The sequence below is a fragment of the Uliginosibacterium gangwonense DSM 18521 genome (assembly GCF_000373965.1).
In the GTDB taxonomy this organism is placed as follows: Bacteria; Pseudomonadota; Gammaproteobacteria; order Burkholderiales; family Rhodocyclaceae; genus Uliginosibacterium; species Uliginosibacterium gangwonense.
This window is the reverse complement of the sequence record NZ_KB892860.1, coordinates 1-12,140: the sequence shown is the minus strand read 5'-3', so window position 1 is coordinate 12,140 and position 12,140 is coordinate 1. Positions and strand designations below refer to the sequence as shown.

General features: G+C 54.6%; 14 protein-coding genes. 10 read left to right on the top strand and 4 right to left on the bottom strand.

The features are described 5' to 3' along the window. A partial coding sequence (locus B145_RS25960) for a transposase (protein WP_018608712.1) occupies positions 1–150 on the bottom strand: 150 nt, incomplete at its 3' end. Positions 151–683: 533 nt separating this feature from the next. Between B145_RS25960 and B145_RS0116210 the strand changes: the two genes are divergently transcribed. Genes B145_RS0116210 through B145_RS0116190 form a run of 5 tightly spaced genes read left to right on the top strand, consistent with a single transcriptional unit; the run spans position 684 to position 5,235 of the window. Further along, positions 684–1,244, top strand: coding sequence for an iron transporter (locus B145_RS0116210; RefSeq protein WP_018608710.1), 561 nt, complete (start codon positions 684–686; stop codon positions 1,242–1,244). Positions 1,245–1,246: 2 nt separating this feature from the next. Then, positions 1,247–2,665 carry a carbohydrate porin gene (locus B145_RS0116205; protein ID WP_051082617.1) on the top strand — a complete coding sequence of 473 codons (1,419 nt, stop codon included), beginning with the start codon at positions 1,247–1,249 and terminating at the stop codon, positions 2,663–2,665. Continuing rightward, positions 2,665–3,000 (top strand): cupredoxin domain-containing protein, encoded by a 336-nt coding sequence (locus tag B145_RS0116200; protein ID WP_018608707.1) that lies wholly within the window; start codon positions 2,665–2,667, stop codon positions 2,998–3,000. Before B145_RS0116205 ends, B145_RS0116200 begins: the two co-directional genes overlap by 1 nt. Before the next feature lies 1 nt (position 3,001). After that, positions 3,002–3,811 carry an FTR1 family iron permease gene (locus B145_RS0116195; protein WP_018608705.1) on the top strand — a complete coding sequence of 270 codons (810 nt, stop codon included), beginning with the start codon at positions 3,002–3,004 and terminating at the stop codon, positions 3,809–3,811. Beyond that, a complete protein-coding gene (locus B145_RS0116190; protein ID WP_018608703.1) occupies positions 3,811–5,235 on the top strand; it encodes a 4Fe-4S binding protein in 1,425 nt (474 codons plus the stop codon). Before B145_RS0116195 ends, B145_RS0116190 begins: the two co-directional genes overlap by 1 nt. A 723-nt stretch (positions 5,236–5,958) precedes the next feature. On the opposite strand, the gene B145_RS0116180 is transcribed toward B145_RS0116190, so the two are convergent. Further along, on the bottom strand, positions 5,959–7,404 hold the full coding sequence (locus B145_RS0116180) for a heavy metal sensor histidine kinase (protein WP_018608699.1): 1,446 nt from the start codon (positions 7,402–7,404) through the stop codon (positions 5,959–5,961). Continuing rightward, on the bottom strand, positions 7,395–8,075 hold the full coding sequence (locus tag B145_RS0116175; RefSeq protein ID WP_018608697.1) for a heavy metal response regulator transcription factor: 681 nt from the start codon (positions 8,073–8,075) through the stop codon (positions 7,395–7,397). Before B145_RS0116175 ends, B145_RS0116180 begins: the two co-directional genes overlap by 10 nt. A gap of 222 nt (positions 8,076–8,297) precedes the next feature. On the opposite strand from B145_RS0116175, the gene B145_RS0116170 reads away from it, so the two are divergent. The 5 genes from B145_RS0116170 (at position 8,298) to B145_RS0116135 (ending at position 11,141) form a co-directional block, all read left to right on the top strand. Beyond that, a complete protein-coding gene (locus tag B145_RS0116170; RefSeq protein WP_018608695.1) occupies positions 8,298–8,810 on the top strand; it encodes a cupredoxin domain-containing protein in 513 nt (170 codons plus the stop codon). A 199-nt stretch (positions 8,811–9,009) separates the two neighbouring features. Further along, on the top strand, positions 9,010–9,369 hold the full coding sequence (locus B145_RS0116165; RefSeq protein WP_018608693.1) for a copper-binding protein: 360 nt from the start codon (positions 9,010–9,012) through the stop codon (positions 9,367–9,369). Between the two features lie 81 nt (positions 9,370–9,450). Beyond that, the gene (locus tag B145_RS0116160) at positions 9,451–9,708 is read left to right on the top strand and encodes a DUF2933 domain-containing protein (RefSeq protein WP_018608691.1); all 258 of its coding nucleotides are present in this window, start codon (positions 9,451–9,453) and stop codon (positions 9,706–9,708) included. A 456-nt stretch (positions 9,709–10,164) separates the two neighbouring features. Beyond that, positions 10,165–10,413: a hypothetical protein gene (locus B145_RS25950; protein WP_018608685.1), complete on the top strand. Its 249-nt coding sequence runs from the start codon at positions 10,165–10,167 to the stop codon at positions 10,411–10,413. A 398-nt stretch (positions 10,414–10,811) separates the two neighbouring features. Continuing rightward, complete coding sequence (locus tag B145_RS0116135; RefSeq protein WP_018608681.1) at positions 10,812–11,141, top strand: hypothetical protein; 330 nt, start codon at positions 10,812–10,814, stop codon at positions 11,139–11,141. 774 nt (positions 11,142–11,915) lie between these two features. Here B145_RS0116135 and B145_RS0116130 read toward each other — a convergent pair. Next, positions 11,916–12,140: transposase (locus B145_RS0116130; RefSeq protein WP_018607456.1), on the bottom strand; the 225-nt coding region annotated here is incomplete at its 5' end.

Here is a 12,140-nt window from a genome sequence, read left to right as displayed (position 1 = left end):
GCACTCCTTCTGACACGCCAACTCATGGAGCATGTGGCCTAGATGTTTGCGAATCGCTCCGAAGATCGCCTTCTTCCTCTTCTTCGGAATGAACACCACATGATATTTGCAGTCCCACGTCGTATGGCTCAGGCTCTGATACTCTTGCATTGGAAACTCCTATCTCTTGGTCGAGACAGAAGCTTCTAGGTCACCGTATCACACGGTCAAACCTGGCGAGTCCCCCGGCAAAGCCGGGGGATTACCGAATTTATTTACACGCCCACCGGCTGTAACTTAGGNTTTCAGATGCGTCCATCGGGTGGCTTCTTTCAAGCGTGCTTGGCGGCTCACCACAGGAGTCTCTCTGATGGGCGCTACACTTCTACGGTCTCCTCGGCAAAGCAGGGGGGATTCCCCGATTGGTCTGGGCTCGGATTAGGTATCTCGCCTGTCTCTTGGCACACACTTCAGATAAACAATACCAGTTGTAGTCTGTACCAGCCAAACCTGCATGTTGTCGCTTTGGTTGATAGGCAGGAAGCCAGGCCCCCAATTTTATCTGTTCGATGCCATCTTTTGCCGGCTGCTGTAACAAAGCACGAGACCCCTTATTGTAACTAACAATCACTCTCTCTTGCGAATGATTCTCATTAATAATAAAATCCCTTCACGATCAATTGCGTTGCTGAAAGGGGATTTAAGTGTTCAAGCCTTCGTTTCGTCAAATCACTTCCGTCTGTGTGTTGAGCGCTGCGCTGGCGGGCTTTGCAGCCCCTGCCGATGCTGTGGAGTATCCGATTGGCAAGCCGCAACAGATGGCGGGGATGCACATTGGGGCCGTCTATTTGCAGCCGGTCGTCATGGAACCGGAAGGCATGATGCGGGACGCCAAAGATTCGGACGTCCACCTGGAGGCAGATATTTCCGCGCTGGCCAGCAACGTCAATGGCTTCCCGGAAGGTTCTTGGGTGCCCTACCTCGTGGTGGGTTATGAACTGACCAAGAAGGGCTCTCCCGACGTGGTCAAAGGCGACATGATGCCCATGGTGGCCAATGATGGTCCGCACTATGGCGACAACGTGAAGCTCTCTGGACCCGGCCAGTATCACCTCAAGCTCACCATTGCACCGCCTTCGGCCAACATGCACAACCATTTTGGTCGTCATGTGGATCGCCAGACCGGCGTCGGTCCTTGGTTCAAGCCTTTCATTGCCGAATATGACTTCACCTTCGCGGGAATCGGCAAGAAGGGTGGATATTGATCGTGCAAATAGCCCAGAAAGTGATGGCTGCGGCAATCCTCGCCGCATTGCCGGTGTTGCCTGCGTGGGCGCAAGGGTCTGACATTGAAGAACTCAAGGCCCAGATGAAAGCGATGTCAGCTCGTCTGGAAGCGCTTGAGAATGAGAATAAGGCGCTCAACAAGGCGCTTGGCAGCGAATACCTGCGTGACTCGGACCCGGAGATTGCTTCTCGGGTGAAAGTGCTGGAAACGCAGACCACGGAACTGCGCGAGAAGAAAGGCATTCTGGAAGCGCTATCCGGTGTCGCCGTCCACGGCAGCCTGACGACGGTTGGTCAGTCGGCCCAGGCAGCAGGCATGCAGTCCGGGCACAAAGGGTCTGAGTTGAATTGGCGCGGTGACGTGACCATCGAAGCGCCTGCTGGGGTGTCCGGGACGACCACCGGCAAGGTATTCGCCCATCTGCGTGTGGGCCAGGGCGAAGGCCTGACGTCGAAGATGAAGTCGACTTATACCAATAACATCAACACCACCGCTTTCAGGCTTGGCGGCAATTCGGATGCGTCCGACTCCACCGCCCTGGTCGCAGAAGCCTATTACCAACTAGATTTCGCACTGCCAGAGCCGGGGCAGGAATCGGCCGAGGCGCGCAGGCGTTTCCAGATGACGCTGGGCAAGATGGACCCCTTCGTCTTCTTTGACCAGAACAGCATCGCGGATGACGAATCTACCCGGTTTCTGAACAATGTCTTTGTGCACAACGCGCAACTGGACTCCGGTGGCGATATCGGTATGGATTCGTATGGATTTTCTCCCGGAGTCCGGTTCGCCTACCGGGATGAGTCCGAAGGCACTCAATTCTGGCAGATTTCCGCAGCTATGCTGGGTTCTGGCAACGGTGCCACTTACAACACCAGTTTCAGCCAGCCCTTCGTGATTGCGCAGGCTGAACGCGGTCTGAAGCTCTTTCAGGGACTGGATGGCACCTACCGTTTCTACGCTTGGCGCAACGGTCGCGGCAACAACTTTGACGGCAATATTGCGCCGCACACCGGCTGGGGCGTTTCCATCGATCAACGCCTCCCAGGGGGTGTCACCCTCTTTAGCCGCTACGGTCACCAGATGAGCGGCAAGGTGAAGTTCGACCGCTCGTTTAGCGCTGGCGCAGAGCTTTCAGGCAATGCCTGGGATCGCGGGGCAGATGCCATCGGTCTTGCTGCTGGATGGCTCAAGACGAGTGCGGCTTGGAAAGAGGCATCGCCAACGCTTGAAGCCTATCAGGCAAGTGGTGCCGAGAAAGTGTACGAGCTGTTTTACCGCTATCAGGTCAACAAAGCCTTTGTGCTCAGCCCGGATCTGCAATACCTCGTCAATCCAGCCGGGAACCCCGATGCCAAGAGCGCCTTTGCCTACGGTGTGCGCGCCAAGGTGAGCTTCTGATGAACACACGCCGCCTTGGAGTGATGGTGATGCTCACAGCTTTCGTGGCTGTGGCATCGGCTGCCGAAACGCCCGTATTTACCGTGATCGCCAAAGGTGGTCACCTGATACCGGATAAGTTGGTGATCCCAGCCGGACAACGCGTCAAGCTCATCTTCCAGAATCAGGGGCCCGGCCCGGAGGAGTTTGAAATCGCGGAGATGCGCATAGAGAAGGTTTTGGCGGAAGGGGCAGAAAGCTTTGCCGTGTTGCCACCACGAAAATCAGGTGACCGCATCCGTCTGTTTGGCGATTTCCACCCCGATTCTGCAGTCTGCAATATTACAGTGCAATAACATGTTCACAAATGCCTTGGTCATTGCTTGGCGCGAGAGTCTGGAAGCAATGCTTGTGGTTGGCATCCTGCTGGCGTGGGCCAATATGCAATCTGATCGGACACGATATCGACGCGCGGTACTGTTCGGTGTCAGTGGTGGGATCGCTTGTGCAGTGCTTGTGGCCATCGCGGCAACGGTTGCACGGGAATTCTTCTCGGGGGATGCGCTGGACATCTTCCAGATTCTGCTGCTCTTCCTGACGTGGGCACTTATCACACAGATGGTGCTGTGGATGCACGCGCATGCGCGACATCTCAAGGCACATCTGCATCGTCAGGCCGACAAGGCTGGGGGACAGCTTGGAGTGGCCCTGGTGGCGGGATTCGCCGTTGCCCGCGAGTGTATCGAAATGGTCATGTTCCTGTTTGGTGCCTTTGTGCAGGGCGCGGACCAAGGTGCTGCAGGAATGGCTGGTGGTATCACTATCGGCATCGCGGCGGCCAGCGCGACGGCCGTATTGGGCGTGCGTGGCGCGCGCTACATCCGCATGAGTTGGGTACTGCGCATCAGCGAGGGGCTGTTGCTGGCGATTGCAGCGTCGATGCTGGCCACCGGCATTGACCGTGTGTTGGCGCGTGACTGGCTCACCCGCTTGGCTGACCCGGTCTGGGACGCCAGCGCTTGGTTCAATGATATGCATGGAGTTGGCCGTGTATTTGCCGACTACGTCGGCTACCGGGCGCAGCCCAGCTTATTGTGGCTGCTGGCCTTTGCCACATGGGCGGCCCTGATCTTCTGGCAGATGCGCCGAGCACCGGAGAAGTCCTGATGAATACAGCATGTCAGGCTGCGCCGGGTTCTCACGGTTTGCCTCGCCTCGTCGAGCGGGCCGGGCTGTGGATGGCGGCCAATCGCGGCTGGATTACGGCGCTTCAGTGGTGTGTGGTCGTCATTTATTTCGCACTGCTGATCATCCCGGCCTGTCTCCCTCTGCCGGACGGTGCCAGGCACATGACCGACAGCCTCACCTTGATCGCTCAGTTCGTCTTCTGGGGCATCTGGTGGCCCGGTGTGATTCTGGCCACCATGAGTGTCGGCCGCCTGTGGTGTGGAACCCTTTGCCCAGAGGGCGCGCTCACCGAATGGACCAGCCGCTTTGGTCGCGGGTTGCCCGTGCCGCGCTGGCTCAAGTGGAGCGGTTGGCCCACTGTGGCATTCATCACCACCACACTGTATGGCCAGCTCATCAGCGTCTACGAATATCCGCTTCCGGCTCTGCTGATTCTTGGCGGTTCAACTGCGGCGGCCATTGTCGTCGGTAGCATCTATGGGCGCGGCAAGCGAGTCTGGTGTCGTCACTTGTGCCCGGCTTCAGGCGTGTTTCACCTCATGAGCCGTATGGCGCCGTTGTATTTCAAGGTCGACCGCAGCGCCTGGGATAACTGGCTGCCCGTACATATTGCAGGCACGCGCGACCTCATGCTCAAACCGGTGGATTGCGCCCCGCTGGTGGATGTCCGGCGCATGACTTCCTCCGGCCCTTGCCATGCCTGCGGGCGCTGTGCTGGCCACCGCGATGCGGTACGCCTGGCGTTGCGCGCGCCATCTGCGGAAATCCTCTCGGCTACGCCAGCAAGCGTGACGCGCGAGGAAGTGTTAACACTGTGTCTCGGACTCCTCGGCGTAGCCACGGGTGCTTTCCACTGGAGTATGAGTCCGTGGTTTGTCATGGCCAAGCAATGGGCCGCGCAATGGCTTATTGAGCGTGAGTGGTGGTGGGCGCTGTCGAATGACATCCCTTGGTTTGTGCTGACCCATTTCCCGGAAAACAATGACGTTTTCAGCTGGCTCGATGGTTTCATGATCCTGGCTTACATCGGCGCGACTACCGTAGTTGTGGGGGGCGGTACGCTGGCCACCAGCGCAGTCGCCGCATGGCTATCGGATGGTCGGCCAGGGCGCTGGAAGGTGCAGGCCATCACCCTTTTGCCCTTGGGCGGCGTGAGCGTAATCGTCGGTCTGTCGATGACCACCGTAACGCTTCTGCGCGGGGAAGGTTTCCAGTTGAGTTGGATCAGCGTGTCGCGGGTGGTGTTACTGGGTGGGGCGGGACTATGGGCAGCCTCGCTGGCCTTGCGGCAAATCCGGCGAGGGTCGGCCGCATCCTGGCGACGCTGGCTGGCCGCGCCTTTTGCGCTTGCAGCACCCGCCCTCGTCTGTAGCGCTTGGTATATCGCTTTCCGCGTCTGGTAGGCACGCATGGTTTTTGAGAAGGGAGGACGGGACACCATCTCACGAGGCGTTGCTCAACAAGGAAGCGTTCCAGAAGTCGGAAAAAAACGTATGGGAAGTCCAGCGTAGCACACGCGATTGTAGATCGTTGTGCGGTGCGTCCTCACGCATCTGCTCTGGGCGTAGGATTTAATCTGTTATTTAGCAGACCATTGAAACTAAGCAGTCTATGAATACACAGCCCATCGCTTATGCCGATCATCTCGTCAATTATGTTAATGATATATTTTAGATTCCTTCGCCACGCACCGCACATCTTGAAAATTCGAATCAAGAAACCTGGCTAGACCAGGGATATACAGTCGCCGTGGAGGAAAAAACCTACGCCTTCGACGACGGCGCAATCATCAAGCGGCTACACAAGATCCCCTATCTTCGAGTTCGCATCTTCAGTCTGTTTTGAGATCACACGATCCCTATGCCAGACCATTCTGGAATTCAGCAATAGCGATCTTGTCGGCAGCATTCACTTGAAGGTTTTTTGCGCAAGTGTCAGAAGCATAGTGTTTGGTGCGGCTGTATGGTCCGACATCCATGATATGGCCCTTTCTCCAGCCGTCATCCCAGCTGTACTTCCCTTCATAAGCCGATGATGCACATGCGCTCATCAAGATGGGAATGAATAAGCAGATTACGGTTTTGTATATTTGATCATGATCATCTCTCCTGCCTCGGTCAGATGGCTTATGCGGCTTGATTGCCATGGCCCGTATTAGGGTATTCCAAAGCATCAATGCCGATTGCCTGTGGCAAGGAAATCGTGACTCGCGTCAGGCCATTCGTGGATGTCACCGCAATGCTTCCTCGATGAGCCTGAATGATTGAACGGGTAATGGCAAGCCCCAGGCCGACCCCTTCACTTGCGCGGTGGCGAGAAGCATCAACGCGGTAAAAGCGGTCAAACAGCCTTGGCAAGTGTTCTGGCGCTATTGTCTGACCATGGTTTTCGACGGCAAGCGTGGTCCCATGTGAATCTTGCGCTATGTTGACCCGCACAGAACTGCCTGCTTCGGAATATCGCAGGGCGTTGGACAACAGGTTGCTCATGGCACGGCGCAACATCAGTTTGTCGCCTTTCACATGTGCCGCACCGGTTGAATACAGCCTGATATCACTGGCTTCTGCCAGCGCTTCATAGAAGTCGAGCAGTTCCTGGACCTCCTGTGCAAGATCAATGCTTTCGAGGTCTGGAACAAGCAAACCGTTGTCTGCTTTGGCAAGGTACAGCATGTCTGAAATCATGCGCGCCAGCCGTTCGAACTCCTCGGAATTCGAGTACAGCAGTTCGCGGTATTCGTCTTCGCTACGTGGGCGCGCCAAAGCCACCTGAGTCTGCGTCATCAGATTACTGATTGGCGTGCGCAATTCATGTGCGAGATCGGATGAGAAGTCCGACAGGCGCTTGAAGGAATCTTCCAGTCGAACAAGCATCTCGTTTAACGTGTGAGCCAGTTCAGCCAGTTCTACCGGTACGGAGTCCACGGGCAACCGATACCCAAGACTGTTTGCCGTCACTTGATCGGCGACACGTTTCATCTCGTGCAAGGGAACCAAGGCGCGTCGCGTCACGATCCAACCCAATATTCCTGTCGACACGGCAGCGAGTGCCATGAACAACCATAGCGTAATGCGGAAGGATTCAAAAAACATCCGGTGGCTGGAAATGTCGATCGCAACGACGATATGTGCTGGCGGCTCGTGGGCGATACCAACCGGAGCCAGGCTGGATATGCCGCGATAGCTGTCCTGCTGTTCATTCCAGATGAAAGGTGGGGTCTTGTCGGAAGAAGTGTCCTGTTTCAGTAGAACTTCGGGAAAGCGCATGCTGGGCGTGGAAAACAATGTTTTTCCGTCCCCAGAGACTACTGCAATGGATACGCCATGATGTCCGACCAGAGAGTCATTTAGACGTTGCGGCAACTCTTTGAGTTCAGCCGGAGAACGTGTGCGCGCCAATGCGTGTCGTGCTAACTCCATTTTCCCATTCAGGACTTCCAGATCCTGCTCAGTAAAGTGCCGGTCCACGGAACGTTCAATTACGTAGCCCAGCGCCAGCAGTACCAAGGTGGAGCCCGTGGCAAACAATAGGGTCAGGCGTAGCGTCAGAGAGCGCCGATTACTCAGGAGCATACCGGACTCTCCAATACATAACCCATACCACGCACGGTCTGGATGAGTTTGATGTCAAAGTCATCGTCAATCTTTGCGCGCAGTCTGCGCACAGCGACTTCGATCACGTTCGTGTCGCTATCGAAATTCATATCCCACACCTGCGAGGCAATCAGAGAACGCGGCAATACTTCGTCATGACGCCGTATAAGCAACTCCAGCAGCGCAAATTCCTTGGCCGTCAGGTCGATGCGCTGGCCAGCACGCGTGACGCGGCGGCGCCGTAAATCCAGCTCCAGATCTGCAATGCTCAAAACCTCGGTCTCCTTGGGCTTGCCACGGCGAAGCAAGGTTCGGACACGGGCGAGCAATTCGGAAAAGGCAAAAGGCTTGACCAGATAGTCGTCCGCACCGAGTTCCAATCCTTTGACACGATCCTCTACATGATCTCGTGCTGTCAAAAACAGCACAGGCATATCCTTGCCTGCCCGGCGAATGGCCTGTAAAACCTGCCAGCCGTCCAAGCCGGGCAGCATTACATCCAGAATCGCCAAAGCGTAGTCTTCAGTCAGCGCCAACTGCATGCCGTCGAAACCATCGCGGGCCAGATCAACGACATAGCCAGCCTCTGAAAGTCCTTGCTTGAGATAAGCCCCTGTTTTTTGTTCGTCCTCAACGATCAGTATTTTCATATTCATCCACCTCCAGTACCTAGCTTCTTCATTTTGGAATGAATCTCACAGAATTCCGAATCCTGACAAGGATGTAATCTTCTCGTCAGCTTCCCGTAGGTCTGGTCATAGCAGCATCTACGGCATCGTGAATTCTGCCTGCGGCTCATTCTCTTCTCATGATGGCGGATCAGCCGCATTGACGATACAAAAACCCTTAACTTTCCTTCAGAGAGCGATTTCATGAACGTAAAAACATTCGCATTCAGTTTCCTGCTGTCATGCGGGGTGGTGCTTGGCACGACAGACAGCGCCATTGCCAATGGTGATCACGCCAGGGGCCATAAAGACGATGGCATGAACGAACATGCACACATGAGCCAGAACATCGGCAGACCGGGAAAAGCCACTTCGCACACTCGTGTCGTGAAAATTGACATGACGGACAACATGCGCTTCTCTCCGGCAGATATCAAGGTCAAAGCCGGTGAGACCGTGCGCTTCGTGGTGACCAACACCGGCAAGATCCGACATGAGATGGTCATCGGCGCGGCTGCCGAACTCAAGGAGCACAGCGAGTTGATGAAGAAATTCCCTCGCATGGAGCACAGCGAGCCAAACATGGTGACGGTAGCGCCTGGTGGCAGTAGCGAAATCGTATGGACGTTTGCACGCGCCGGCCGGGTCGATTTTGCCTGCCTTCAACCCGGCCACTTTGATGCGGGCATGAGAGGTGTTGTTGCAGTCAACAAATAAGTTTTTCAACTGACAGATTTGTAATGTCCCTGTCAGCCCGGTGTTGGTATCGGCACGCCATACTGACTTTACACATCAAGAGAGATTGGTGCCTTACCTAGCCAGCCGGATGCTCGTTGCGATGCGGCTCGTTCAGACCAGCGGGTGAAGCACCCTCTTGGTCAAGCACTGATCACTTACCCTACCTCTGGAGAAGCACATGAAAAAAGCCCTCGCTACAGCCACAATCGCCATTATCTTCGCCACCCCCATCACTGGTTTTGCTGCTGATAGCATGCCTGGCATGAAACATGACATGGGTGACATGTCCGGGATGAAACACGAAACAGCTACCTCGCCAATGTCCGAAGGCGTCATCAAGAAGATCGACAAAACTGCGGGCAAGCTCACGCTGACGCATGGTCCGTTGCAAAACCTTGGCATGCCGGGCATGACTATGGTATTCAAGGTCAAAGACGCCGCTTGGCTCGAAAAACTCAAAACTGGCGACAAAATCCGCTTCGTGGCGGAAGACCTCAACGGCACGCTGACGGTAACCAGCTACGAACCAGCGAAATAGTCAGCCTTGCAGACAGGAAGGTACATCCGTGGGTTCGTTGCGCCTTCCGTTGCCACAATTTGGCGAAAACAGGAGGACATCATGAACCATGAATCCAATCATTTATCTTCGGCAAAACCCTGCTGCTTCGGAACAAAGAAACCATGGCTGATTGTCACAGTCACGTTGGCCCTGCTGGGTGGCTTTTTCCTGCTGCGTGAGCACTGGGGGCATGTGTTTGGTCTCTGGCCATATGCCCTAGTGCTGGCTTGCCCCCTGATGCACCTGTTCCATGGTCACGGATCTCATCAGCACCAGCATGACAAAGCGAGATCGGTCGATCCGGAAAGACAGGATTAAAACTGGCCAGCCACTCCTGCGGCTATCTCTTGAACCCGGAACATGACAATGCATTCCTTGTTGCGCAGCACCTGGTGGTGATTCCGGTGCGCGACGGCATCGTCAAGCAATGGCAGCTCAAACACGGTTACAAGTCATGAGCCTGACTGTACGGAGCATCACGATGAGCAAAACATGCTTGAAAAATATCGCTGGCAGCCTGAATCGATTGGTTCAGCACTTCCAGGCGTGGAGCCAGCGCAACGCCGAAGCGCATAGGAAGGCGGGCTCTTTGCCTTGCTGCTCGGTGCCTCCGCCGGGGGCAGGAAGCAAGAACCATCGTAGCGATGGATAAAGACAAGATTTGTGTAAGAAGTGCCGCGCCCACGATGGCGCGAACCTTTAGATACGTGAGGCGGCATTTGACGACGCTCGCTTCAGGTTTCATCAATGGTCGTCTTTGCTTGGAGAATAGAGATGAAAACGATAGCAACTGGTTTTGGCATGATTCTGAGTGTACTTGTATGGGGCTCCGCCCAGGCGGCTCCCTCTGACGCTACGGCAAGCGCTCCGAAGGCAAGTGCATCGGCACCGGCCATGAAGAGGCACTCGCATGTCGAAGCAAAAGGCGGCATGGTAAGCGATAAAATGCCCGAGAGCGACGCGAGCAAACCTTATGCAGGCAAGGATCAAAGCAAACACTTTCATCCTCGTGACGGCAAGTGATGACGTTGCAGAAACGATTCCAGCCGCATTCGTCATCGGCGCAGCCGCGAGTGTTTTGTGGGTGTCTATACAAACAAGCGCTACCTCCAGAAGAGAGTCTCACGCTGATGACCGCCGACTCGGGAAAGCATTTTGACCCCGATGTTTTCGACGTGTTTCAAGCGATTGCTCTGCCTCTCCATCAGTCAGTGAAGAGGGCTTCTGGGCAGGATGTGCAACATCGCCTGCAAAAGGTTCTGGGGCTGTATTTCAATGAAGTAATCGGCACGTCATCCTGGAGAAAGCTCACATGACATATCGTTACGTTAACCGACATGAATGTCCAGCGCGATTGAGGCAATGGATTTCTGGGCGTTCCGGTACGTGACATCACCATAAATTGTCCCAGGAGAAACACCATGTCAAAAACAGCTTATCTCGCCGGATTGATCCTTGTGGCACTCGCAGCATGTACCACGACGCCCCCTGTGAACGATATCCCCAATGAAATATTGAGTGCATCAACCCCTGCTGATCACACGCGTTTGGCAGATTATTTTGCCAAGAAGTCGGCAGATTACAACGCAGAAGCGGTTCTCCACGAAAAAATGGCCTTGTCCTACAACTCCCGGCCCAAAGGAGACTACAGTTCTATGGCGTCGCATTGTCGCACGCTTGCGGCCCAATTCCATGCTTCTGCCAGAGAAGCAAAATCTCTCGAATCTGAACATCGGGCCTTGGCAAAGTGATACCGATGTGAAATCGGGGTTGTGCAGAAACGCAGACCCCAACCAAGCCACTTGAAAGCGCAAACAAGGGTACTGGATTCAGATAATCAGAACAACAAAATTATCCTTTGCAACAATGAATACCAATACCCGCAGTAGTACGCAGGTAAGACAATACCTTTGGAGTAATGATACGGCTTGGCGGGGGAACGGTCCTTGGGGATTTCCTATCTGATCGCATGCAGCTGATTCAAGGCGTTGTGAGGTGAGCCAGCTTATCGATATTGAGAACAAGGAATATTTTTCGATATTCTCTTCATTCTAAATTCAAATTGTTTACTTGCAAGGCAGCTGTCTTCCGCTATGGCGAATTGGGAGGCTGCAATCGATAGTGCTGCAGTCAGTACGAATCCGGAAATTCATTGTGTTTTCATGTTCAAACCTCCAATGTTTCTGCGTTAGTTTGACAATACACACGATGACTATATGACATAGAAAATTAAAAATAGTACCCTGTCAGTATCCAATTACTAAAAAACGACTTATCCGCGAAAATTCGGATGAATCACGCTTATATCTAGATCATTGAGAACAGGAAGGTGATCAGGGGATTACAAATACGTCATGCAAAATTTGAGGCAATCTTTCCTGGTTGTGATTGCGCGTCAGGAAAGATGCGGGCGACACCAGGTTGTACTAAAGGCACTGATCGACTGTTGCGCGTTGAAGGCGACCGCCAGGGTCGCCACCGCGATGGGCCATCGTGCCGCTCGCATGTGGAGTCTCAGAACCTGTTCACGATCTTTTGAGCAAAAGCGCCAGGAATGCAAGATGTATGAACTGCAAGCTTGTGTTGAGTTTGCGCTCGCAGTTCTTCCACAAACGCCTACATTTTTCGATCCAGGCAAATGACCGCTCAACCACCCAGCGCTGGGGTAGGACAGCAAAGGTATGCAACTGGTTGCGTTTGGCGATTTGAACCTTGGCGCCCAGAAGTTCTTCAACGGCCTTGGCAAAGGG